The following is a 24,584-nucleotide window of genomic DNA, read 5'->3' as shown; positions in this document are numbered from 1 at the left end:
CAATCCCCTGTTCAGATCTCAATAAAAGCGATACTTTCGCGCTTCATCTTCAATACGGCATCCTGAGAAAAAGAGGATGGGTATCGCACATTGGGCATATCGGCAAAATACGGCTTAGGGCTATTCGGCAAATAGTCGGACACGTGCAGACTGCGTTCTGCCCGTGCGCGCAAGTAGGTAATATAGGAAGCGTTATGTTTGGTCGAAGCGGAGACAGTCCATTGAATGGCCAACTTCGTCGCCACCGGTGTTTCATCGGGTGCGCTGCTGCGGTGAGTAACTCGATTGTCCCAAATGACCAGGTCGCCAGCCTTACTCATGACGGTGCGCTCAAAGGCCGCCGGGTCGGCAAGCCTGAGTTTGACTTCATCCTTGCTGAGTTTATGCGAACCGGGTAATAACGTGATACCACCGCCCGAGACAGGGTCATTATCTTGAAGATAATAGGCACACTGCAAAAATTCAGGAGATGCACTGGGCTCAATTACTTCTTCAGGCAGGAAATAGGCATCGTTATGCCAAGGTATATAAACACTTTCACGCACCGTAAAGTTCGGCAACAAAGAAAAATCCGACTGGAGCATCTCTTTGAGAGCGTTGACGGCTCGAGGCTCGAACAGCGCGTTGATCATGTCACTGAATTGTAGAAAGGCCGTTGGCAGCAGCGTGCTTTGCTGAGTTTGCGCCAAACTGCGAGTATAAGTCTCACGCAATATGGCCACTTGATCGCTGGAAAGAACTTTCGGAATAACGACATACCCTTCTTGCTGAAGCTTTTCTCGATAATTCATGTTTTATAGTCCGTTATAAAGAGGGTGACCCGGCCACCCTCAGTTCAATTCATGGATGATCAATCAGACTTCAACATGTTTGGCTGCTGTCGAAGACTCTTCAAATGACACCCCCAGGCGTTCAAACTCCTGGAAGAAATCCGGAAAGGAACAGTGAACATCCTGATAGCCATCCAACTCGTTGATCTGTTGGCACCGCAGGGAGGCGACAAACAGCGACATGAAGATTCGATGGTCACCCCAGGCCGACAACACTGCGTCTCCGGCGTAACTAGGTTCTCCACGAATGACGAAGCCGTCGTAAACGCCGTTTTTAAATAACGGCTCTATGGCCACGCCCATTTTTACCAGTTCAGTCACCATCGCTTCGATGCGTGGCGACTTGTGCAAGCGGGTAATGGAGCCGCCAGTAACCTTGAACTCGCCTTGCACATAAGCACCGATCGCCGCCAGCGTTGGCACAATATTAGGATAATCACTCGCATCAAAATGATATTCGCCTTTCAATTCGGCCAAGTTATTAATAATGCGCACTTCATTGGTAGCGTCATTGAATTCGACCTTTACCCCCAGCGCCTCGGCCACCTTAAGAATTGCACGCTCCCCCTGCAAACTCTTGCTGTTCATGTTTTTCAGGGTCAACGTACCGGGGAAGATTATTCCAGCCGCAATCAAGTAGGACGAGGACGTGTAATCACCGACTATCGTGTAGTTTGCACTCTGGTACTGGCCTGGGTATACCGTGATCCGCGAATAGTCCGCGTTCACCTCAAAGGCAATCCCCGCTGTACCGAGTGTTTCCAGGGTTTGCTTGATATACGACAGCGACAGAATTTCACCACGGATATTCACCACTGTAGGTTGTTTGGCCAGAGGCGCGCAGAAAAGAATAGCGGTGATGAATTGCGAACTGATGTTGCCCTCAATCGTGCACTCCCCACCCTGATAGCCACCCCAATTGACGATAGGCGCCTTGCCACTGTGGTTGATGCATGAAATGTGTGCGCCCAGCCCTTCCAGCGCTACAAACAAGGGCTCCATGACACGTCCGCGCAGTACATCATCCCCGGTAATAACGGCCGGGGTCGTTGTAAAGCAGGTCAGCGCGGCAAACACTCGAAATACCAACCCAGAACCTAGCGCGTCGATCACCTTCTTTTCGGGCTTGATCAAGCCGCCGGTGCCCGTCACCACTAACCGTCCTGGTTGCTCTTCAATCACTGCGCCGATACTACGACAGGCCTTTTTCATTGTTTCGGTTTCGAGACAACGAAGGTCGTTGTAAATATAGGAAGTTCCTGATGCCAAGCTCGCGGCAATAATTGCCCGCTGCGTTTCAGGTTTTGAGGAGGGGATGGTAGCGATGTTGCCGATCGATGCAGTAGGAAAGACTTTCAAGCGTTTTTGGGTCGACATGCGTTGCTCCCTAAGACAGTAGATCCAACGTGATCGGCGAGTGGGCATAACACTCACCGGCTAGGCTGAAACATCTTGTTACAACCGCTTAAAAACCTAACCTAGGGATTGGCACGTTTCAAATAACAAAAAGGAATAAGATTGGATCCAATCTATGACGTGTTTTATTTTATTCTTTACTTTCAGTGCATTACGAACCACAAAAAAAAGAAAAATCCATAAAAAAACCGCCATTGTTGGCGGTTTAAGATTGGAAATCTTGAATAAATCAGATGGCACAACGACACATATTGCTATTCATTAAAAGATACCAGGGTATGCGCCACCATCAATAAGGAGGTTCTGCCCCGTCATATAGGCAGCCTGATGACTGCATAAAAATGCGCACAATGCAGCGAACTCAGCGGGGTCACCAAAGCGCCCCATGGGAATACTCGCCAGACGATTTCCAGCCACCGCGTCGAAGGTTTTTCCTGAACGCTCTGCTGTCGCTTGAAGCGTGTGCTCCAGGCGTTGCGTCTTGAACGCTCCAGGTAAAATATTATTGATCGTGGTGTTTTTTGCAGCGAAGTCCTTTTGGCGTGCCAGGCCGGCAACGAAGCCTGTGAGCCCACACCGCACCGATGTTGAAAGCCCCAAGGCATCCAGGGGCGACTTGACCGCACCAGACGTTATATTAATGATGCGGCCGAAGCCTCGACTTGCCATTGCGTCGATCACCAACTTTATCAGCTCGATAGGCGCCAACATATTGGTGTCAATTGCTGAACGCCACTCGTCACCTGTCCATTCGCGAAAGTTTCCCGGCTTGGGCCCCCCGGCATTGTTAATCAAAATATCAACTTGCGGCGCGGCATCGACCAATGATTGGCGAATCGATGGATCCGTAATATCTCCGATAACCGAGATGACTTCGACCTCCGGATTTCTTTGCTTCAAGCGTTGCGTGGCGGCTTGCAAGTCAACCGCGCCTCGCGCGTTGATCACGATGTTTACACCTTCATCCGCAAGCGCCTGCGCACAGCTATAACCCAAGCCTTTACTGGCCGCACAGACGACTGCCCATTTGCCTCGAATCCCTAAGTCCATCATCACTCCTCGATCAGTCGTTCATCTTGCAAACCCGGGTATTAAAAACCCGCACTTGTCCATTCGATATCACAGATGTCCGCAGAGAAACAAGCAGGGTATTTCACCTATAAAGAAGCAAAAAAATACCCCTCAGTGAGGGGTATTGTTCACGTGCGGCAGGACGCTTGACTGAGCTATTTTTTAACGCCCAGTTTTTTCAACTCTTCATCACGCAGTTCGCGACGCAGGATCTTGCCCACGTTGGTGGTCGGCAGCACATCACGGAACTCCACGGCCTTGGGGACTTTGTAGCCGGTGACATTGGCGCGCATGTGCTCCATGACTTGGTTCTTGGTCAGGGTGGCCCCTGGCTTGACCACGATGAAGATCTTGATGTGCTCGCCCGACTTCTCGTCCGGCACACCGATGGCCGCGCATTGCAGCACGCCCGGCAGGGTCGCCAGCACGTCTTCCAGCTCGTTGGGATAGACGTTGAAACCGGAGACCAGAATCATGTCTTTCTTGCGGTCGACAATACGCATGTAACCGTCTTGCTGGATGATCGCGATGTCGCCAGTCTTCAACCAGCCTTCACTGTCGAGCATCTCGGCCGTGGCGTCTTCACGCTGCCAGTAGCCCTTCATCACTTGCGGGCCCTTGACGCACAGCTCGCCGGTTTCACCCAGCGGCAGCTCGGTGCCGTCGTCGGCGATGACTTTGCACACCGTGGACGGCACCGGAATGCCGATGGTACCGATCTGGATATTCTGGATAGGGTTTACTGTGGCCACCGGGCTCGTTTCGGTCATGCCGTAGCCTTCACAGATGCTGCAGCCGGTCACTGCCTTCCAGCGCTCGGCCGCTGCCAGTTGCAACGCCATGCCGCCTGACAGGGTGACTTTCAGCGCTGAGAAATCCAGCTTGCGGAAGCCTTCGTTGTTGCACAGCGCTACAAACAGCGTGTTGAGGCCGACAAAACCGCTGAACTTCCACTTCGACAGTTCCTTGACCATCGCCGGCAGGTCACGCGGGTTGCTGATCAGGATGTTGTGGTTGCCGATCAACATCATCGCCATGCAATGAAAGGTGAACGCATAGATGTGATACAGCGGCAGCGGCGTAATCAGGATCTCGCAACCTTCATTGAGGTTCGAGCCCATCAGCGCCTTGCACTGCAGCATGTTGGCGACGAGGTTGCGATGGGTCAGCATCGCGCCCTTGGCCACGCCGGTGGTGCCGCCGGTGTATTGCAACACCGCCACGTCGCTGCTGGCCGGGCTGGCGTCGTTGACCGCCTGGCCATGCCCCTTGGCCAGCACGTCGTTGAACTTGATCGCCTGGGGCAAGTGATAGGCCGGGACCATTTTCTTCACATACTTGATGACACTGTTGATCAGCAGACGCTTAAACGGCGACAGCAGGTCAGCAACTTCAGTGACAATCACATGCTTGACGGCGGTCTTGGGCACGACTTTTTCAGCCAGGTGCGCCATGTTGGCCAGGCAGACCAGGGCCTTGGCCCCGGAATCATTGAATTGGTGTTCCATTTCCCGCGCGGTGTACAGCGGGTTGGTGTTGACCACGATCAGGCCGGCACGGATGGCACCGAACACCGCGACCGGGTATTGCAGGACGTTGGGCAGTTGCACGGCGATTCGATCGCCAGGCTTCAAGTCGGTATGCTGTTGCAGGTACGCGGCGAAGGCGCCGGACAATTCGTACAGTTCACCGTAGGTGATTGTCTTGCCCAGGTTACTGAAAGCCGGTTTGTTGGCGAAGCGCTGGCAGGACTGCTTCAGTACCGCCTGAATATTCGGATACTCGTCTGGATTGATTTGTGCAGCAATCCCGGCGGGGTACTTATCCTTCCAAAAGTCTTCATTCATGGAAGCCCACTCCTCAGCGACGCGAATTCATCATCGCATTTGATGCGATTATTATTGGTGTATGTCTTTTTAAGGTGAATCTGGCGCTTTCAAGCAGGCCGAGACGTCACAAAGCGCGCCGAGAGTAGCAGCTTTGCCAAGGGCCGCCTAGAGCCAAAAGAGGGCCCTACAGTCATAAACATGACTCAAGAACATCTAATGGTCATTTTTAGAGCAAAGATTCTATATCACTGAAATCCGCTCTGGAATGGGCCTCACGGGCGACAAATAACAACTGTGGGAGGGGGCTTACCCCGATAGCGGTGGGCCAGTCAATTAACCAGGTGACTGACACTGCGCAATCGGGGGCAAGCCCCCTCCCACATTTTGACTCTATTTCAATTCAGGCGATGTCGCGCAGCTCCCGCCGCAGAATCTTGCCCACCGGCGTCATCGGCAACGACTCCCTCAGCACAATATGCTTGGGGACCTTGTAGCCCGTGAAGTTGGTCTTGCAGTACGCCTTCAACTCCTCAAGGCTCACCCCCTGGGCCCGTGCCACCACGAACAATTTCACCGCCTCACCCGTACGCTCATCCGGCACGCCGATCACCGCGCAGTTGGCTACGGCCGGGTGGGCCATCACCACGTCTTCGATTTCGTTGGGGTACACGTTGAAACCCGAGACGATGATCAAATCCTTCTTGCGATCCACAATACTGACGTAGCCATCGGTATCGATCACCGCAATGTCGCCGGTCTTGAGCCAGCCTTCGGCGTCCAGGGTCTCGGCGGTGGCGACCGGTTGCTGCCAATAGCCCTTCATCACCTGCGGACCCTGGATGCACAGCTCGCCGCGTTCGCCCAGCGGCAGTTCGTGCCCCTCATCATCAATGACTTTCATTGCCGTACCGGGCACTGGAATGCCCACGGTGCCCAGGCGTGCCAGGCCGCCGTAGGGGTTGGTGCTGGCCACCGGTGAGGTTTCGGTAAGGCCGTAGCCTTCGCCAATGGAGCAGCCGGTCAACGCCTTCCAGCGTTCAGCCGTGGCCTTGACCAGAGCGGTGCCGCCGGAATTGGTGATCTTGAGGTGGGAGAAATCCAGGTTCTTGAAGTCAGGGTGATCCATCAGCGCCACAAACAGGGTGTTGAGCCCCAAGAGGCAAGAAAATCGCCACTGCTTGAGTTCCTTGATAAAGCCGCCAATGTCCCGAGGGTTGGTAATCAGCACATTGTGGTTGCCCGACACCATCATGCACATGCAGTTCGCGGTGAATGCGTAGATGTGGTACAGCGGCAGCGGGGCAATCATCACCTCCTGCCCTTCCTTGACCAGCGGGTGGCCGTCCTCGCCCAGTTGCGACATGCATGCGCGCACTTGCTGCATGTTCGCAACCAGGTTGCCGTGGGTGAGCATTGCGCCCTTGGCAAGGCCAGTGGTGCCACCGGTGTATTGCAGCACGGCAATATCGTCCAGGCTCACCGGATGTCGCGTCACGCCAAGCCCCGCGCCCATGCGCAAGGCGCGCTTGAACGACACCGCCCGTGGCAGGTGGTAGGCCGGGACCATCTTCTTCACCTTATCGACGACGGTATTGACCAGCCAACCCTTGGCGGCGGGCATGAAGTCGCCCATCCTGGCTTCAATCAGGTAGTCGATCTCGGTGTCGGTGCAAACCTCCTGCACCCGCGAACCGAACAGGTTGAGGTAGACCAGCGCCCGCACGCCCGCGTCCTTGAACTGGTGACGCATTTCGCGCGGGGTATAAAGGGGATTGGTATTGACCACGATCAGCCCGGCGCGCAGAGCGCCGAATACCGCCGCCGGGTAATGCAGCACGTTGGGCATCTGCACCGCGATACGCTCGCCAGGCTTGAGGTCGGTGTGCTGCTGCAGGTAACCGGCAAACGCCGCACTCTGGCGCTCAAGCTCAGCGTAGGTCAGGGTGATGCCCATGTTGCTGAACGCCGGACGGTCGGCAAAAGCCTTGCAGGAACGCTCGAAGACCTCGATCACCGACTTGTAGGTGCTGAGGTCGATGGCATTGGGGACGCCCGCCGCGCGTTTGTCATTCCAGAAATCAGGTTGCATTATTCTTGTCCTCTTACCTGAATGTGTCCGGCCGCTCTATCCATTTATAAGAAGCGGAGCCTTGGGGACGTTAGCAGCTATGGCCAAACAGGCAAATATGCTTAATCGTGTCATTGATTGTATGAATCTTGCGGCTAACGTGTAGGCAGATACTGCGTCCCTCTGCCAATGAGCGATACACTGCAATGATTCTGAGCAAATGGAGTCGCCATGAACCACAGCACCTTCTGGCTGACCGCGAACGACCGCAGCCGCCTGTACGTCAATCAATGGATACCCGACGGGCTGCCCAAGGCCGTGCTGATGCTCGCCCATGGCATGGCCGAGCATAGTGGTCGTTATGCTCGCCTGGCCGAAGCCCTGTGCAGCGCAGGCTATGGCGTGTATGCGCTGGACCAGCGCGGCCATGGCCGTACTGCTGACGAGGGTACCTTGGGGCTCTACGCCGAAAAGGATGGCTGGAACAAGGTGGTGGGCGACCTGGCCAGCCTCAACCAGCATATTGGCCAGCAACAACCGGGCCTGCCGATTATTTTGCTTGGCCACAGCATGGGCAGCTACATCGCCCAGGGTTATCTGCTGCACCACAGTGCCAGCCTGCATGGAGCGATTCTCAGCGGTTCGAATTTCCAGCCGGTGGCGTTGTACACCGCAGCGCGGTTGATCGCGCGTATCGAACGCCTGCGCCAGGGTGTGCGCGGCCGCAGTGCGCTGATCGAGTTCCTGTCGTTCGGCTCGTTCAACAAAGCGTTCAAACCCACCCGCACGGCATTCGACTGGCTCAGTCGCGACCCGGATGAAGTCGACAAATACATCAACGACCCGCTGTGCGGTTTCCGTTGCACCAACCAGCTTTGGATTGACCTGCTCGGCGGCTTGCAGCAAATCAGCAAAGCGTCCAATCTCGCCCAGATCGACCCGGGCCTGCCGATCCTGGTGATAGGCGGCGAATGTGATCCGGTGAGCGAAGGCAAGCGTCTCAAGGATCTGGCCCATGCCCTGCGTGAAGCCGGCTGCCAGAACGTGCAATTGAATCTTTACCCTCAGACGCGGCATGAAGTGTTCAACGAAACCAACCGCGCTGAAGTCACAACGGATGTATTGACCTGGCTCGACCAGGCCCTGGCCCTGCGCAGGCCGGCCCGCTGTGAATAATTTTCGTTTAAAATCAGTCAATTAATTACCGCTTAGCCACAGGATGCAGCTTTAGATGACCCAGGTAACCAACACCCCGTATGAAGCCCTCGAAGTCGGCCAAACGGCCAGCTACAGCAAGTTGGTAGAAGAGCGCGATATCCAGCTGTTCGCTGCCATGTCCGGCGATCACAACCCCGTGCACCTGGATGCCGAATACGCCAAGGCGACCATGTTTAAGGAGCGTATTGCCCACGGCATGTTCAGCGGCGCGTTGATCAGTGCAGCCGTAGCCTGCGAGCTGCCTGGGCCGGGCACTATCTACATCGGTCAGCAGATGACCTTCCAGAAGCCGGTCAAGATTGGCGACACCCTCACCGTGCGCCTGGAAATTCTCGAAAAGCTGCCGAAGTTCCGTGTGCGCATTGCCACGCGGGTGTTCAACCAGCGTGATGAGCTGGTGGTGGATGGCGAGGCAGAGATCCTGGCGCCGCGCAAGCAACAGATTGTGACCCTGACTGAGTTGCCGCCGATCAGCATCGGCTGAGGCTAAGCGCAACCTTAAAAGTCACTCAATGCAAAATGTGGGAGGGGGCTTGCCCCCGATGGCGGTGAGTCAGTCACTGAATAGGTCGACTGATTCACCGCTATCGGGAGCAAGCCCCCTCCCACAGTTGCTACAGTGCAGGTCTTACGACTGAGCGCGAGCCTGGTTACGCAGGGCCTTCACCTGATCGTGGTTGCGCTGTACGCCATGGTACTGACGCTCTACCAGGTCACGAATGCCCAGCAGGTTGTGCTTGTTGATCTTCTCGATCGCTTCACGGTAAGCCTTCAGTGCGTGGTCTTCACCGCGCTCAGCTTCGTTCAGCACAGCCTCTTCGTCCTTGCCGGTGACCATCGACTTCACGTCGACCCAGCCACGATGCAGGGCGCCGGCCATGCTGCCGGAATCCTCCGGATCGCCGCCCAGGGCACGCACGGCTGTTTTCAGCTCTGCGGCAGCCGTTGCGCAGTCGGCAGAACGCTTGGCGAACAGAGCCTTGAGTTCTGGATGCTTGATATCTTCAGCGCATTCCTTGAAACCCTTTTGGCCGTCGATGCTGGTCTCGATCAGGTCGTTCAGTACGGAGATCGATTCTTTATTGATGTCAGTCATTTTTCAATTCCTTATACGGGTTAGAAGGTTGTCTTGTTATTGCAGCGCCCGTGCCAGGTTTTTAAAAACAAAAATAACCTTAAATTTCAATAAGTTACGATTTATTGAACCATCTGTATTGACGTTATTTGCATGATCTGTCATTTGGCCTTCATGCAGAATGCCTGTATTTTCGAAGACCTCGCCTCAATCGCACGAAGCTCATGAACCCCGAAAAACTCGAATTGCTGATCACCCGCGAAATGCCCTTCGGAAAATACAAGGGCCGGATCATCGCTGACCTGCCTGGCCCTTACCTGAACTGGTTCGCCCGTGAAGGGTTTCCCCATGGTGAATTAGGCGGTTTGCTGGCCCTGATGCAGGAAATCGATCACAACGGCTTGTCTGAATTGCTCGAACCGCTACGCGTTAAACACGGTAAACCCGCCCCCCGCCATTAAGAGACTCGCCATGCCAAGGAATGCTGATAACGAACCCCACTGGCGCGCCATCGCCGAGCGCTTTGACCTGGAGCCTGGGCCGATCAACCTGGAAAATGGTTATTTCGGGCGCATGAGCCGTGCAGTACAGGCGCAGTACCTTGAACACATAAGCTATATCAACCGCAGCAACTCGGTGTACGTGCGCCAGCGCTTTGAGCAGGGTGAAAATATCCAGATCCGCCGCCAGTTGGCCGAACTGATCAATGTCGATCCGCAGGCGCTCGCCTTCACCCGCAACGCCACCGAAGCCTTGCAGTCGCTGATCCGCAACTACAACCGCCTGCAACCGGGCGATCAGGTATTGATCAGTGATTTGGAGTACGACACGGTCAAGGGGGCCATGCGCTGGCTTGCAAGCGTTCGCGGCGTGGAAGTGATTGAGGTATCACACGCTCACCCGGCCAGTTTCGACAGCCTGGTGCAGACTTATCGCGACGCGTTCGTGCAGTACCCGCGCATCAAGCTGATGGCCCTGACCCATGTCACCCATCGCACTGGCCTGGTAATGCCCGTTGCAGCCATTGCCAAGGCTGCACGAGAACAGGCTATCGATGTGATCCTCGACGGCGCCCACGCGCTGGGCCAGATCGAGTTCAACCTGGCCGAACTGGGCATTCAATTCGCCGGTTTCAACCTGCATAAATGGATCGGCGCGCCGCTGACCCTGGGCTTTATGTATATCGCCCCGGAACGCCTGGCCGATATAGATCCGGACATGGGCGAGTTTCACTATCCGGCCACTGATGTGCGCGCGCGTACGTCCTACAGCACACCGAATTTTCCCGCGCTGATGACCTTGCCTTTAGTGTTCGAAGAACATCGACAATTGGGTGGCGCTGCGAGCAAAGGCGCACGGGTAAATTACCTGCGCGATCTGTGGGTAAGCCAGGTAAGGCCATTGCCGGGAATTGAAGTGCTGACGTCGGATGATCCGCGACTGTATTGCGGGATCACAGCGTTCAAGTTCATCGGGCGGGATCAGCAAGTGATGGTGGATAGGTTGCTCAAGGAACACGACCTGTTTGTCACCACGCGCACGGGGGCTGCGTTTGGCACCTGTATCCGGGTGACGCCGGGGTTGGTGACGTCGGCAGCGGATATCGGCGTACTGGTCAACGCCATTACCGAGCTAAGCAAAGATTAAACTGTGGGAGGGGGCTTGCTCCCGATTGCGTGTGTCAGTTACCAGACGCAGTGGCTGATCTACCGCTATCGGGAGCAAGCCCCCTCCCACAGTTTTTCGGTGAGCCTGAAGATTTTCTACGGGCAAAAAAAAGCGGCGCACCGACCAAGTGCACCGCAAAAATGCCGTTAAAGCACAGCAACAACGATTCGGTAAATCAACTCAATCCAGCAGCGCCAGCGCCTCGGCGGTGACTTCCTGGATACGCGCCCAGTCGCCGTTCTTGATCCACTCAGGGTCAAGCATCCAGCTACCGCCCACGCACATCACATTTTTCAACGCCATGTAGCTCTTGATGTTGGCGGGGCCGACGCCGCCGGTCGGGCAGAACTTCACTTCGCCAAACGGGCCGCCAAGGGCCTTGATGGCCGCGACGCCGCCGCTGACTTCGGCCGGAAACAGCTTGAAGCGGCGATAACCCAGGCCGTAGCCTTCCATGATGCCCGAAGCGTTGCTGATCCCAGGCAGCAGCGGGATCGGGCTGTGTACCGAGGCTTCCAGCAGGTCGCGGGTGATGCCGGGGGTAACGATAAATTGCGAGCCGGCCACTTCAGCCGCTTCGAGCATATGGCGGTCAAGCACGGTGCCGGCGCCGGTGCACAGCTCGGGACGCTGCTCACGCAAGACCTGAATGGCCTTGAGGCCGAACTCCGAACGCAAGGTCACTTCCAATGCGGTCAAACCGCCAGCTGCCAGGGCGTCGGCCAGCGGCAGGATGTCCTGTTCGCGGGCAATGGTGATCACCGGCAGGATCCGCGCCTTGGCGCAGAGGCTGTCGATCAAGGCAACTTTATCCGCCATGGACACGGTCGGTTGAGGGCTTTTCATAGCGGCTGATCCTTGGCTCATGGGCACCAGTAAATCTCTAGAGTAGGTTGCAAAAACGCGCGAATCGGCATGGCAGCAACATCGTCACTGGCCAGCGCGGCGCTCAAGGTGGTCAATTTCGAACTGCCGGAAATCGACAGCACGGTGTAGTTGGCCGTGGCCAGCAAGGCGCGACTCATGGTCAGGCGCTGATGTGGCACGGTGGGCGCCAGCATCGGCCAGCAACGGCGGGTTCCGTCGGCCTTAAGCGCCTCACCCAGGTTCGGGCTGTTGGGGAACAACGATGCGGTGTGGCCGTCATCACCCATGCCCAACACCAGCACATCAATGGACGGCAGTTCGGCCAGCAAGCGATCAGCCTGCTCGGCAGCGTCTTCAAGATTAGCGGCAGCGCTGTACAGGCTGAGGAACCTGGCCTTGGCCGCCGGGCCTTGCAGCAGGTGCTGCTTTAACAGGCCGGCGTTGCTGTCGGCGTGCTCTACCGGCACCCAGCGTTCATCAGCCAGGGTGATGGTGACCCTGGACCAGTCCAGGCCCTGCTTGGCCAGGTTCTGGAAAAACGCCACGGGGCTGCGGCCACCGGACACCACCAAGGTCGCCTCGCCACGGGCACTGATGGCTGCGCGCAGCTGTTCGGCCACGTCATTGGCCAGGCCATCGGCCAGCAGCGCGGGCGTACGGTACTCATGGGCAGTCACGCCCTGAGGCAGTTTCAATTCAGATATCGCCATACCACGACCTCCCATCCCGCGTGATCAGTGCAATCGAGCTCATCGGCCCCCAGGACCCTGCCGCATAAGGCTTGGGCGCATCGCCGGACTTCTTCCAGCCGGCGATCAACTGGTCGCACCACTTCCACGCGGCTTCGATTTCATCTTTGCGAACAAACAGGTTCTGATTGCCGCGCATTACTTCCAACAGCAAACGCTCGTAGGCATCGGGGATCCGTGCGCTGCGATAGGTGTCGGAAAAATTCAGTTGCAGTGGCCCGCTGCGCAGTTGCATGCCCTTGTCCAGGCCCTGCTCCTTGGTCATCACTCGTAAGGAAATGCCTTCGTCCGGCTGCAGGCGGATGATCAGCTTGTTGCTGATCTGCAGGCGCTGCTCGGGAGCGAAGATGTAGTGGGACGGTTCCTTGAAGTGGATGACGATCTGCGACAGCTTTTGCGGCATGCGCTTGCCGGTGCGCAGATAGAACGGCACCCCGGCCCAACGCCAGTTACGTATATCGGCACGCAGGGCGACGAAAGTCTCGGTGTCGCTCTGGGTGTTGGAATTGTCTTCTTCCAGGTAGCCCGGCACGGCTTTGCCGGCACTGTAGCCGGCGATGTATTGGCCGCGCACCACCTGGGTGGTCAGGCCCTCGGGGCTGATCGGCGCCAGGGCCTTGAGCACCTTGACCTTCTCGTCACGAATGCTGTCGGCGGACAGGTCGGCGGGCGGGTCCATGGCAATCAGGCAAAGCAGTTGCAACAAGTGGTTCTGGATCATGTCACGCAGCTGGCCGGCCTTGTCGAAGTAACCCCAACGGCCTTCGATGCCGACCTGCTCGGCCACGGTAATTTCCACGTGGGAGATGTAGTTCTGGTTCCACTGGGTTTCGAACAGGCTGTTGGCGAAACGCAGGGCGATCAGGTTCTGGACGGTCTCTTTGCCCAGGTAGTGGTCGATACGGTAGGTGCGGTTTTCCGGGAAAAACTGCGCCACGGCGTCGTTGACCTTGCGCGAGGACTCCAGGTCCGAACCGATGGGCTTTTCCAGCACCACACGGGTGTTGTCCGCCAGGCCGACCTTGGCCAGGTTCTCGCAGATCGCGCCGTACACCGCCGCCGGGGTGGCGAAATAGGCAATCAGGCGTTGTTCGCTGCCGACGTTCTCGGCCAGGGCGACATAGTCGTCAGCCTTCATGAAGTCGACATGCACATAGGCCAGGCGTGCGAGGAAGCGTGTGGTCACGGCTTCGTCGAGTTCCTTGCCGACGTATTTACGCAATTGTGTTTCGATATGGGCCAAGTGTTGCTGCTCGCTGCCGGCTTCACGGGCCAGGGCCAGGATGCGCGTGTCATCGTGCAGCAACCCGGCGCCATCGAGTTGATAGAGAGCAGGAAATAACTTGCGCAGCGCCAGATCACCCAAGGCGCCAAACAGGGCAAAGGTGCAGGGTTCTACGGTTATCGAAGGCATGATGTTTGTTCTTTTATCAAGTTAAGCTACAAATACCTTTTTTCAAGGCATCACTCAAGGAAAAATGTAGTAATAACCACAACATTTTCCCGAAATACGCATTCCGAGTGGTGGTGTTCCGCTACCCTCAGTAGGATAGGCCACCGCAAAGGACCACTCATCGATTGGTCATTGCCCTTTATTTGCATCGTCGCCCGAAGGAAAGACTGAATGGACCGCGTGCGAAATCTTCTGGAACAGATCCGGAACCGCCTCGAAGAATTGAACAAGGCCGAGCGCAAAGTCGCTGAAGTCATCCTGCTCAACCCGCAGCAGGCCACACGCTTCTCGATCGCCGCCCTCGCCCAGGCCGCCTCGGTCAGTGAACCGACGGTCAACCGCTTCTGCCGTTCGTTCGGTGTCAGCGGTTACCCTGAACTTAAATTGCAGCTGGCGCAAAGCCTGGCCAGCGGCGCCGCGTATGTCAGCCGGGCCGTGGAGGCTGATGATAACCCCGAAGCCTACACCCAGAAGATCTTTGGCAGCGCCATTGCCTCCCTGGACAGCGCCTGCCAGGCCCTCGACCCGGCCCTGATCAGCAAGGCGGTGGACTTGTTGATCCAGGCGCGGCAGATCCACTTCTTCGGACTCGGGGCCTCGGCACCGGTGGCGATGGATGCGCTGCACAAGTTTTTCCGTTTCAACCTGGCGGTGACCGCTCATGCGGATGTGCTGATGCAGCGCATGATCGCTTCGGTGGCCCACACCGGTGAGTTGTTCGTGATCATTTCCTACACCGGACGTACTCGCGAGCTGGTGGAAGTAGCGCGTATTGCCCGCGAAAACGGTGCTTCAGTACTGGGCGTCACCGCCGAGAACTCGCCGCTGGCCAAGGCCAGTACAGTGAGCCTGAACATCCCCTTGCCCGAAGATACCGACATCTATATGCCGATGACTTCGCGGATTATCCAGTTGACAGTGCTGGATGTGCTGGCGACCGGCATGACCCTGCGCCGCGGGGTGGATTTCCAGCCACATTTGCGCAAGATCAAAGAGAGCTTGAATGACAGCCGGTATCCGGTGGGGGATGAGTTCAACTGAGTCAGCATTTATGTCGGCTTTATTGGCCTCATCGGGGGCAAGCCCCCTCCCACATGGGTGCTGTGTGGTGCCTACAATCTATTAGCACTGAAGATCAAATGTGGGAGGGGGCTTGCCCCCGATGAGGCCCGCAGTCACACCGCTAAACCCCTGCCCTGGCCTGCAAACTCAAATGCGCCCTCTCCCCCGGCGCCAGGCTGGCCCCGGCCATCGCCGATTCCACGCACACAAACCCCGACGCCTCGTTAAAGCTCACGCCCAACAGCGGCCGGCTACCCGGATGCCACACCACCGTGTCGGCGCTGTCGCCGGTGTCGATGCACAGTTCGCGCTGCCAGGCATGATCCTTGAGCTGCAATTCGCCCTCATGCTGGAACACCCGCTGGCAACCGCCATCGACCCTTAGCTCGCCTTCCTGCTGGCAAACCTGGCGATTGAGCTGGTCGTAGCCCTGCGCTCCATCAAGCCCAGACAGCGCTACCTCATCAACGTGACCAATACGCCAGTAAGCGTGCAATGCATGGCTCAACTGGCACGGCAGTTCGTCCTGGTGCTCGGTGCTCAGGCGCAGGTCCAGGGTCTCGCCCAGGTGCGCGCGCAAGTCCACCTGCCAGTCACACAGCTGCAATTGCCAGTGCAGGCGCACGCCGTCGTCGTCGGTGCTGCTGTCGAGCAGCTTCCAGTCGATCAAGCGCGCCCAACCATGGGAAGGCCAGGCGTTTTCGCTGGGATGGCGGCCATACCAGGGCCAGCACACCGGCACGCCACCACGAATGGCACCGACTTGCGGCCATTTGGCGGCGCACCACAGCCAGGGCTTCTGGCCCGAGGGTTGAAAGTGCAGCAATTGCGCGCCCTGGCGACTGAACACTGCCTGGCACAGGGGATGGTCGATCACCAACACGTCGCGCATCTGAAAGCGCTCCCAGGCGAACACTGGACGTTCGCGCAGGGATTTGAAAAAGCGTTGCAGCGGTTGCTCATGCATGTGCCCAGGTCCCGAATATCACAGTGCAACCCAAAAAAAAGCGGATAGCCATGGCTACCCGCAAATGCGCACAGAGAGAGGAGCTTATCGCAACAGCGTTAGAACGTAGACTGAATTTTCAGGCCAGCGACCAGAGCATTGTCGACTTTATCCACGCCGCCAGGCTGGACCACGTATTGCAGGTTAGGACGCACGGTCAGCCAGTTGGTGACATGGAAACCGTAGTTGAGTTCGACGTTGTACTCGGTCTCACGAATGGGCGTGTACAGCGGATTGTCATAGTCGCTCACACCATTGGCGGCGTTGAGCAGCTCAGAGTTCTTCTTCACGTCATCGTTGACATGCAGGCGAGCGACGCCAATGCCGACATCATCTTTTGGACGCGCGTCGAATGGGCCCTTGTACACCAGCATCAACGACTGGTAGTTGTCGACCAGGTTGGTTTCCTTGTCGTGGAAGGTCGCGTTGGCAGCGATGTTCAAGCCACGGGAAGCGTCGCCGTTATGCGTGGTCAGTTGCTGTTGCGCAACGAACCAGTAACCTTTCTTGCTGCTACGGGTACGGAAGTCTGCGCCAGAAAGGACAGCATCGCCGCCGTTGACGTCTTCACGGACATCCGGGGCATCGGCGGCGCTCTTGTAGAAGCCCACACGGTATTCGCCCGGCAGGTTATTAACCTTCGGCGACCAGACCAACTCCACCGGAATCACAGTACCCTTGGTACCGCTACCGCTTAGTTTGAAGCCGTTGCCGTGCTCCAGCTGCGATGGGTTCTGGTTGTAGGCGCCGATTTGCGCATACAGCTCAGGCGTGATGTTGTACTTCACGCGGATCGCGGCCTGGGCAACCGGCCAGTTGTACCAGGTGTTGACGTAGTTACCCACCTGGGAGCCACAGAACGACAGGTTCTGGAAGTCGCACGGGAAGGTGTTGAAGTCTTCGCCTTCACCAAAGTAGCCGAGTTTCACGTCCAACTTGTTGTCGAACATCTGGTGCTGAATCCAGAACTGGGTCAGACGTACCATGTGGCCACGACCGTAGACTTCCTGGGAAGAGCTCAAGGTGCCGGCACGCGGGTCACCAATACGGTCATTGGAGATGTTCTGGCCATTACGATTGGTCAACTGGATCTTGGCCTGGGTGTTATCCCAGCCCCACAGTTTTTGCAGGTCCAGTGCCACGCCCAGACCGAACTGGTCAGAGTAGCGACCGGTCTTGTCGTCGTTGTAGCCGCCGTGGGCGTTGTAGCCCATTTCCCCAACGTAGTCGGCCTTGATGTCGATACCTTGCTCGATCAGCTTGGTACGCTCACCACCCCAATCGCCGGTCATCCACTTGGAATCGGCGCTGAACGCATCGGCCGCCATCGCATTGGCGGACAATACAAGGGCTGCTGCTGCTGACAGTTGGCAGATCAGCCGAGTGTTGTTGTGTTGCTTTTTCATCCCTACATCCTCGTCTTTATTGTTATTAAACTGTTTTTATCTAACGCGGGTTACATTTTTTAACTAAAACAACTGCTTATCTGCTTCAGCGACCCTTGAACTGGGCCACGTTGTCGGCATGCCCCTGTGCCGGCAGTGAAGCAGTGGTACCCAGTCGCTCACCGGTCTTGGCGTCAAACAGCAACACCTTGGCCGGGTCGAATTGCAGGGTCAGGGTCTCGCCTACCTGCGGCGCCACGTCCGGTGCCAGGCGGCAGCAGACCTTGGTGTCGTTGAGCTGCACGAATACCAGGGTGTCCGGGCCGGTCGGCTCGGTGACCTGGACTTCGGCACGAATGCTCGATGCGCTGTTGCCCTCGCCCGCCGCCAACATGATTTGCTCCGGGCGCAGGCCCAGGATCACATCGCGGTCCTCAAGGCCGGCGTCCGTCATGTTAAGCGCCAGCTCGCAACGGGCCTGGCCGCTGTCGAGCAGCGCCACCAGGCGGCCGTCCTTGCGTTGCAGGCGCAGAGGCACGAAGTTCATCGGCGGCGAACCGATAAAACTCGCCACGAACTGGTTGGCAGGGTTGTTGTAGATCTCTTTCGGCGTACCGAACTGCTGGATGATGCCATCCTTCATTACCGCCACTTTGTCGCCCAGGGTCATCGCTTCGATCTGATCGTGGGTGACATAGACGGTGGTGGTTTTCAGGCGCTGGTGCATCAGTTTCATTTCGGTGCGCATCTCGACGCGCAGCTTGGCGTCGAGGTTGGACAGTGGTTCGTCGAACAGGTAGATCTTCGGCCGACGCGCCAGGGCACGGCCCATGGCCACACGCTGTTGCTGGCCGCCGGACAACTGGCCGGGCTTGCGGTTGAGCAGGTGCTCGATCTGCAGCAGCTTGGCCACCCGTGCTACTTCGGTATCGATATCGGCCTGGGGCATCTTGCGGATTTTCAGGCCGAACTCGATGTTCTCGCGCACGCTCATGGTCGGGTACAACGCGTAGGACTGGAACACCATGGCGATGTCACGGTCCTTGGGGCTCATGCCGCTGACGTCCTGGTCGCCGATCATGATCGCGCCGCCGCTGATGGTCTCAAGGCCGGCGATGCAGTTCATCAGCGTGGATTTGCCGCAACCCGACGGGCCGACCAGGATCAGGAACTCGCCTTCCTTGATCGACAGTTCGATGTTCTTCAAGGTGTCGGGCAGGCCGGCGCCATAGGTCTTGTTTACATTGCGAAGTTCAAGCGTAGCCATGATTACCCCTTGACCGCGCCGGCCGTAAGGCCGCGCACGAAATACTTGCCTGCGATCACATAGACCAGCAGGGTCGGCAGCCCGGCGATCATCGCCGCCGCCATATCCACGTTATATTCCTTGGCCCCGGTGCTGGTATTGACCAGGTTGTTCAGCGCCACCGTAATGGGCTGGGAGTCGCCGCTGGAGAACACCACGCCGAACAGGAAGTCGTTCCATATCTGGGTGAACTGCCAGATCAGGCAGACCATGATGATCGGCGTCGACATCGGCAGGATGATCTGGCGGAAGATAGTGAAGAACCCCGCGCCATCCAGGCGTGCGGCCTTGATCAGTGCATCCGGAATGCTCACGTAGTAGTTACGGAAAAACAGCGTGGTGAACGCCAGGCCGTAGACCACGTGCACAAACACCAGGCCGGTGGTAGTGCTGGCCAGGCCCATCTTGCCGAGGGTGAACGACGCCGGCAGCAGCACGGTCTGGAATGGCAGGAAGCAGCCGAACAGCAACAGCCCGAAGAACAACTGCGAGCCCCGGAAACGCCAGAACGACAGCACATAGCCGTTCAAGGCACCGATGGCGGTGGAAATCAGTACCGCCGGCACGGTGATCTTGATCGAGTTCCAGAAGTAGCCATCCACGGTGGCCCAGGCCTTGACCCAGCCGATGCCGCTGACCACGGTCGGCCAGCTCAGCAGGTTGCCGGTGCTGATGTCTTCCGGGGTCTTGAAGCTGGTGAGCAGCATCACCACCAGCGGTACCAGGTACAGCAGCACCGCCAGGATCAGCACCGCGTAGATCGCGATGCGGCTCAGGCTGATGGCAGGTTTGGCAACGAGACTAGTCATTACGCTTGGTCCTCAGCTCGGAATACAGGTACGGCACGATGATCGCGAGGATCGCACCGAGCATCAGGATTGCACTGGCCGAGCCCATGCCCATCTGGCCACGACTGAAGGTGAACGAGTACATGAACATCGCCGGCAGGTCGGACGAATAGCCCGGGCCGCCGGCAGTCATGGCGGCCACCAGGTCAAAGCTCTTGATCGCAATGTGCGCCAGGATCATTACCGCACTGAAAAACACCGGACGCAGGCTGGGCAGCACCACGCTCCAGTAGATACGCGGCAGGCTGGCACCGTCGATCTGAGCGGCGCGGATGATCGACTGGTCGACGCCGCGCAGGCCGGCCAGGAACATCGCCATGATGAAACCGGAAGCTTGCCACACGGCAGCAATCACCAGGCAATAGACCACGCGGTCCGGGTCGATCAGCCAATCGAGACGGAAGCCTTCCCAGCCCCAATCGCGCAGGAGTTTGTCCAGGCCCATGCCCGGGTTGAGCAGCCATTTCCAGGCGGTACCGGTGACGATCATCGAGAGCGCCATCGGGTACAGGTAAATGGTACGGATGAAGCCTTCACGGCGGATTTTCTGGTCAAGGAAAATCGCCAGCGTCACCCCGATCACCAGGGTGATGCCAATGAACATGCCGCCGAACACGGCCAGGTTCTTGCTCGCGACCCACCAGCGGTCGTTGTCGAACAACCGCTCATACTGCGCCAGGCCCGCCCACTTGTAGCTGGGCAGGAACGTGGAGGTGGTGAACGACAGCACGAACGTCCACAGGATGTAGCCATAAAAGCCCACCAACACGATGAACATGCTCGGCGCCAGCACCAGTTTGGGCAGCCAGCGTTGCAGTGCATCGAACGGCGAGGCCTTGCTGAACACAGCAACAGAACTCATGGGGAAATCCAGTACAGGGAAAAAGAACTAACAGGTAGACCGAACCCTGTAGGAGCGAGCTTGCTCGCGAAGGACTTCAACGATAGCGCGTGCATACAGCATGAACGCGGTGACCTTGAGTTTTTCGCGAGCAAGCTCGCTCCTACAGATAGCTGCGTTACTTGGCCGACTTGATCGCCGCGCCAAGCTTCTTGGCGGTGTCGGCCGGGTCGGCTTTCGGATCGTTGATGTAGTTGGTCACTACGTCAAAGAACGCACCTTGCACCGCCAGGGTAGTGGCCATGTTGTGCGCCATGCTTGGCTGCAGGCCGCCGGTCTTGGCGTCGGTCAGGAAGTCCTTGGCGGCGGTCTGGGCGCAGGAGTCGAAGCCGTAGGAATCCATTTTGTTCAGCATGTCGTTACGCACAGGGATCGAGCCCTTGTTGATGCTGAACACCTTCTGGAAGTTCTCACCCAGCACGACTTTGGCGATGTCCTGCTGACCCGCGGCAGTGCCTTTGTCTTTCTGCTTGAACACCGCCAGGGAGTCGATGTTGTAGGTGAAGGCTTTGTCGGTGCCCGGGAAGGCTACGCACTCGTAGTCCTTGCCGGCGACTTTCTTGGCCGCAGTCCACTCGGACTTGGCCCAGTCACCCATGATCTGCATGCCGGCCTTGCCGTTGATGACCTTGCCGGCCTCGAGGTTCCAGTCCTGGCCTTTGCCGTCGACGTCCATGTAGGTCGCGACTTTCTTCAGTTCGGTGAGGGCCTTGACCATTTCCGGGCCAGTCAGTGCGCCGTTATCCAGGTCGACCAGGGCTTTCTTGTAGCCATCGGCGCCCATCACCGACAGCACCACCGCTTCGAACACGGTGCTGTCCTGCCAAGGCTGGCCACCGTGGGCGAGCGCAATGAAACCCGCGGCCTTGAGCTTGTCGCCGGCTGCGTAGAATTCTTCGAGGGTGGTGGGGTTCTTGGTGATACCGGCTTTCTTGAAGACTTCCGGGTTGATCCACAGCCAGTTCACGCGGTGGATGTTGACCGGTACGGCAACGTAGTCACCGTCGTACTTGACGGTGTCGGAGACTTTCTTGTCGAGCAAAGAATCCCATTTTTCTGCTTTGGCGACGTCCTTGAGCACGTCGGTGTCGAGCAGGCCAGTGGACGCCCATTCCTGGATGTCGGGCCCCTTGATCTGGGCAACACCTGGTGGGTTGCCGGCGACCGCACGGCTTTTCAGCACGGTCATCGCGGTGGCACCACCGCCACCTGCTACGGCACCGTCTTTCCAGGTGAAGCCGTCTTTCTCAACTTGGGCCTTCAGCACATCCACAGCCGCTTTCTCACCGCCTGAGGTCCACCAATGCACCACTTCAACCGTACCCTTGGAGTCGGCGGCAAGTGCACTGAGGGGAAACAACGAGGCAATGGAAATAGCGACGGCGAGGCGATTAATCGCGTTCATCTGAGTACCTTTTCTTGTTGTTATGCATGCAAGTCTAGAGCTTGCGCTGCACGGAGTTTAAACATGGATTTCCAGGGTGCAGGTAACAAAGGGACGTACAAATGTCACCACTTGGTGACATAACCACCCTGAGCTAAAGCGCTGGTCATGCTGGGTGACAAGGGTAGCGCCGGCAGCATCACCGCTTGCCAGGCATGGTACAGGTCCGGTTTGCCACCCCAGATCTTGCTGCTGGGCTGGTTGTGGGGGCTGAGCTCGTGGTGCCAGCTGCCGTTGATGCGGTCGATAAAGTGGGTTTCGCAAAACTCCCAGAATCGCCGGTACCAGGTCTCGTAATGCAGCTCGCCGGTACGCTTGAGCAAGGCTTGCGCGGCGGCGCTGGCTTCGGCGTGGGTCCAGTGCAGACGCTCGCGCACCACCGGGCGATGGTACCAGTCCAGGGTGTAGACGATGCCGGCAGCGCCATCCACCGCCCAGGCGTATTCACAGGCACTGGCAAACAGGTTTTTCGCGTCGCTTACCAGCCAGTCTGGCGTGCTGAGCCCTGCCTGCAAGCGCGAGGCTTCAAGGTGCAACACCAGCCGGGCCCATTCGAAACCGTGGCCAGGGGTGATGCCATAAGGGCGAAAGCCATCGGCGGGGTTGTCCTGGTTGTAGCCCGGCAGCGGCTTCCACTGCGCGTCGAAATGCTCGATCACCATGAACTGGCTGCCGGCGGCGTGGGTATGGATCACCCGTTCGACGATGCGCAGCGCGCGGTCCAGCCAACGGGTATCTGCGGTGACGTCGGCCAGGGCCAGAAAGGCTTCCGTCGCGTGCATGTTGCTGTTGGCGCCGCGATAGGCTTCGACGCCGCTCCAGTCCTGGGCGAAGGATTCGAGCATGACGCCCTCCTCCTCGTTCCAGAAGAACTGGTCGATGATATGGATGGCGTCGTTCAATAAGGCCTGCGCGCCGGGCGCGCCGGCCACTGCGGCAGAGCTGGCGGCCAGGGCGACGAAGGCATGCAGGTAAGCAGCCTTGCCGGTGTTGCCATCAAGGGCTTTAGGTGCGGCAAACCAGCCACCGTGCTCACTGTCGCGCAGCGGGCCGCTGAGGGCCGTCACACCATGCGCTACCAACTCGGCGTAACCAGGCAGCCCCATGGCATGGGCCATGGCGAAACTGTGGGTCATACGGGCGGTGTTCATGGTTTCGGCGTGGGCATTGGCCGGCAGTTGGCCTTTATCGTCCAGGTTGCCGAAACCGTCCGGCAGCCGCGATGCCTTGGCAAACGCCAGCAGGCGCTGGCCTTCGGCGGCAAGCCAGGCATGATGGGCAGGTGCGTTCAGCCAACTGCTGGCAGGCAGTGGTTGGGTGGTCATGGGTGGCCCTTATTGTTTTTTGTGGAATGACCGGAGTCTAAACAAGGGCGCAGGAGGGGCAAGTAACGAAGGGGAAAAGAAATGTCACCGCTTGGTGACAATCCATGTAGGAGCGAGCTTGCTCGCGAAAAGCTAACAAGCACCGCGTTTATCCAGGATAACCTGCGTAATCGTTAACGTTTTTCGCGAGCAAGCTCGCTCCTACAGAGGACGATTGGTGGTCACTGACCCAGCGGTGTGGCCGCAGCAGGCGCATTGAGGCGCTGGTTAAGATTCTGCACCTGACTCTGCAAGGTGGTGATATTGCGGGTGGTCTGGATGCGGAACACATCGAACTCCTTGTTGGTCGGCGCATCGAGGTTGGCAGGCTGGTTTTCCTGGGCGCTCTTGAGTACCAGCACGTCCTGCTCGAGGCGGGCGATGGCCGCGCTTGGGTTGCCCTGCTTTTTCAAAGCCGCCACCTCGGTGGACAGGTCCTTGATCTCGCCTTGCGCCGCCTTGAGCGTAGCAACGGCATCGGTCAGGGCTTGCACCTCGCCTTGCAACTTGGCGTTCGCCGCTGTCAGTTCGGTGGTGCTGGCGGTCATCTGGGCCAAGCGGCTGTCCAGCTCGGTAGCTTGGCCGGCAACGCCCATCTGTTGCTTGCCCTGCTCCTGCAACTGGTCCTGCAACTGCTTGATCTGCAGTTTCAACGCTTCGCTGCCGTTGTTCACGTTGGCTTCGCTGGCTACCACCTTGCCCGAGATAGCCTGCAGGCGCCCCGCCGCTTCCTCGCTGATCCGGGCGAAGCTTTCCTGGGTGGCGACCAACTGCTGGCCCATCAGCGAAATCTGCTGGAAGCTCCACCAGGCGAGGCCAGCAAAGGCGATCAACAGTGCGCCGACCAATGCCCACAATGGGCCGGTGCTGGCGCTCTTGACCTTGACCACGGGCGTCGCTCGCGAGCGCACCGACGTGGCGGGCGTCGGCACGAAATCATCGTCGTCCCCATGGTCGGCCCGCAGGGTGGGAACGTTATCGAGATCATCGTTTGCATCGTTACGCATGAATCTACCCTGAATCA

22 protein-coding genes are annotated in these 24,584 nt (G+C 57.9%); 5 read left to right on the top strand and 17 right to left on the bottom strand.

Annotated features, from left to right (window positions below):
* Positions 1-11: 11 nt before the first annotated feature.
* From BLU48_RS02070 to fadD2, 5 genes are all read right to left on the bottom strand, one after another.
* A complete protein-coding gene (locus BLU48_RS02070) occupies positions 12-791 on the bottom strand; it encodes a phytanoyl-CoA dioxygenase family protein (RefSeq protein ID WP_057023845.1) in 780 nt (259 codons plus the stop codon).
* A 63-nt stretch (positions 792-854) separates the two neighbouring features.
* Positions 855-2,207: a 3-phosphoshikimate 1-carboxyvinyltransferase gene (gene aroA, locus BLU48_RS02065; RefSeq protein ID WP_057023844.1), complete on the bottom strand. Its 1,353-nt coding sequence runs from the start codon at positions 2,205-2,207 to the stop codon at positions 855-857.
* 300 nt (positions 2,208-2,507) lie between these two features.
* Complete coding sequence (locus BLU48_RS02060) at positions 2,508-3,296, bottom strand: SDR family oxidoreductase (protein WP_057023843.1); 789 nt, start codon at positions 3,294-3,296, stop codon at positions 2,508-2,510.
* A gap of 176 nt (positions 3,297-3,472) precedes the next feature.
* Positions 3,473-5,164, bottom strand: coding sequence for a long-chain-fatty-acid--CoA ligase FadD1 (gene fadD1 / locus BLU48_RS02055; RefSeq protein ID WP_057023842.1), 1,692 nt, complete (start codon positions 5,162-5,164; stop codon positions 3,473-3,475).
* A 382-nt stretch (positions 5,165-5,546) separates the two neighbouring features.
* Positions 5,547-7,235 (bottom strand): long-chain-fatty-acid--CoA ligase FadD2, encoded by a 1,689-nt coding sequence (gene fadD2, locus BLU48_RS02050; protein ID WP_057023841.1) that lies wholly within the window; start codon positions 7,233-7,235, stop codon positions 5,547-5,549.
* 210 nt (positions 7,236-7,445) lie between these two features.
* Between fadD2 and BLU48_RS02045 the strand changes: the two genes are divergently transcribed.
* On the top strand, positions 7,446-8,390 hold the full coding sequence (locus BLU48_RS02045) for an alpha/beta hydrolase (RefSeq protein ID WP_057023840.1): 945 nt from the start codon (positions 7,446-7,448) through the stop codon (positions 8,388-8,390).
* 55 nt (positions 8,391-8,445) lie between these two features.
* The gene (locus tag BLU48_RS02040; RefSeq protein ID WP_057023839.1) at positions 8,446-8,916 is read left to right on the top strand and encodes a MaoC family dehydratase; all 471 of its coding nucleotides are present in this window, start codon (positions 8,446-8,448) and stop codon (positions 8,914-8,916) included.
* A 144-nt stretch (positions 8,917-9,060) separates the two neighbouring features.
* Here the strand turns inward: BLU48_RS02040 and BLU48_RS02035 are convergent, their stop codons facing one another.
* Positions 9,061-9,528, bottom strand: coding sequence for a ferritin-like domain-containing protein (locus tag BLU48_RS02035; protein WP_034139096.1), 468 nt, complete (start codon positions 9,526-9,528; stop codon positions 9,061-9,063).
* Positions 9,529-9,731: 203 nt separating this feature from the next.
* Between BLU48_RS02035 and BLU48_RS02030 the strand changes: the two genes are divergently transcribed.
* Together BLU48_RS02030 and BLU48_RS02025 are read left to right on the top strand one after the other, a co-directional pair.
* Positions 9,732-9,968, top strand: a complete 237-nt coding sequence (locus BLU48_RS02030) for a DUF3820 family protein (RefSeq protein ID WP_017139191.1) — start codon at positions 9,732-9,734, stop codon at positions 9,966-9,968.
* Positions 9,969-9,978: 10 nt separating this feature from the next.
* Complete coding sequence (locus BLU48_RS02025) at positions 9,979-11,154, top strand: aminotransferase class V-fold PLP-dependent enzyme (RefSeq protein ID WP_057023838.1); 1,176 nt, start codon at positions 9,979-9,981, stop codon at positions 11,152-11,154.
* A 201-nt stretch (positions 11,155-11,355) separates the two neighbouring features.
* Here the strand turns inward: BLU48_RS02025 and BLU48_RS02020 are convergent, their stop codons facing one another.
* The 3 genes from BLU48_RS02020 to zwf are packed head-to-tail and all read right to left on the bottom strand — an operon-like array spanning position 11,356 to position 14,205.
* Positions 11,356-12,021 carry a bifunctional 4-hydroxy-2-oxoglutarate aldolase/2-dehydro-3-deoxy-phosphogluconate aldolase gene (locus BLU48_RS02020; RefSeq protein ID WP_017735662.1) on the bottom strand — a complete coding sequence of 222 codons (666 nt, stop codon included), beginning with the start codon at positions 12,019-12,021 and terminating at the stop codon, positions 11,356-11,358.
* 17 nt (positions 12,022-12,038) lie between these two features.
* Complete coding sequence (gene pgl / locus BLU48_RS02015) at positions 12,039-12,752, bottom strand: 6-phosphogluconolactonase (RefSeq protein ID WP_057023837.1); 714 nt, start codon at positions 12,750-12,752, stop codon at positions 12,039-12,041.
* Positions 12,739-14,205: a glucose-6-phosphate dehydrogenase gene (gene zwf, locus BLU48_RS02010; RefSeq protein ID WP_046069259.1), complete on the bottom strand. Its 1,467-nt coding sequence runs from the start codon at positions 14,203-14,205 to the stop codon at positions 12,739-12,741. Before zwf ends, pgl begins: the two co-directional genes overlap by 14 nt.
* Positions 14,206-14,424: 219 nt before the next feature.
* On the opposite strand from zwf, the gene BLU48_RS02005 reads away from it, so the two are divergent.
* The gene (locus tag BLU48_RS02005) at positions 14,425-15,285 is read left to right on the top strand and encodes a MurR/RpiR family transcriptional regulator (RefSeq protein ID WP_169856377.1); all 861 of its coding nucleotides are present in this window, start codon (positions 14,425-14,427) and stop codon (positions 15,283-15,285) included.
* A gap of 142 nt (positions 15,286-15,427) precedes the next feature.
* On the opposite strand, the gene BLU48_RS02000 is transcribed toward BLU48_RS02005, so the two are convergent.
* The 8 genes from BLU48_RS02000 to BLU48_RS01965 form a co-directional block, all read right to left on the bottom strand.
* The gene (locus BLU48_RS02000; RefSeq protein WP_057023836.1) at positions 15,428-16,273 is read right to left on the bottom strand and encodes a D-hexose-6-phosphate mutarotase; all 846 of its coding nucleotides are present in this window, start codon (positions 16,271-16,273) and stop codon (positions 15,428-15,430) included.
* A 98-nt stretch (positions 16,274-16,371) separates the two neighbouring features.
* Positions 16,372-17,718, bottom strand: a complete 1,347-nt coding sequence (locus BLU48_RS01995; protein WP_057023835.1) for a carbohydrate porin — start codon at positions 17,716-17,718, stop codon at positions 16,372-16,374.
* Between the two features lie 85 nt (positions 17,719-17,803).
* The gene (locus tag BLU48_RS01990) at positions 17,804-18,964 is read right to left on the bottom strand and encodes an ABC transporter ATP-binding protein (protein WP_057023834.1); all 1,161 of its coding nucleotides are present in this window, start codon (positions 18,962-18,964) and stop codon (positions 17,804-17,806) included.
* A 2-nt stretch (positions 18,965-18,966) separates the two neighbouring features.
* Positions 18,967-19,812 (bottom strand): carbohydrate ABC transporter permease, encoded by an 846-nt coding sequence (locus tag BLU48_RS01985; RefSeq protein ID WP_056847651.1) that lies wholly within the window; start codon positions 19,810-19,812, stop codon positions 18,967-18,969.
* Complete coding sequence (locus tag BLU48_RS01980; RefSeq protein WP_034115703.1) at positions 19,805-20,713, bottom strand: carbohydrate ABC transporter permease; 909 nt, start codon at positions 20,711-20,713, stop codon at positions 19,805-19,807. Before BLU48_RS01980 ends, BLU48_RS01985 begins: the two co-directional genes overlap by 8 nt.
* Before the next feature lie 157 nt (positions 20,714-20,870).
* Positions 20,871-22,157 carry an ABC transporter substrate-binding protein gene (locus BLU48_RS01975; protein WP_057023833.1) on the bottom strand — a complete coding sequence of 429 codons (1,287 nt, stop codon included), beginning with the start codon at positions 22,155-22,157 and terminating at the stop codon, positions 20,871-20,873.
* A gap of 104 nt (positions 22,158-22,261) precedes the next feature.
* On the bottom strand, positions 22,262-23,521 hold the full coding sequence (locus BLU48_RS01970) for a D-mannose isomerase (RefSeq protein WP_057023832.1): 1,260 nt from the start codon (positions 23,519-23,521) through the stop codon (positions 22,262-22,264).
* A gap of 221 nt (positions 23,522-23,742) precedes the next feature.
* Positions 23,743-24,567 carry a hypothetical protein gene (locus tag BLU48_RS01965; protein ID WP_057023831.1) on the bottom strand — a complete coding sequence of 275 codons (825 nt, stop codon included), beginning with the start codon at positions 24,565-24,567 and terminating at the stop codon, positions 23,743-23,745.
* Positions 24,568-24,584 lie beyond the last annotated feature (17 nt).

Origin of the sequence: Pseudomonas synxantha (genome assembly GCF_900105675.1) — a bacterium.
Classification (GTDB): domain Bacteria; phylum Pseudomonadota; class Gammaproteobacteria; order Pseudomonadales; family Pseudomonadaceae; genus Aquipseudomonas; species Aquipseudomonas synxantha.
The sequence above is the reverse complement of the archived record's forward strand: the minus strand, read 5'-3'. Positions and strand labels throughout refer to the sequence as shown.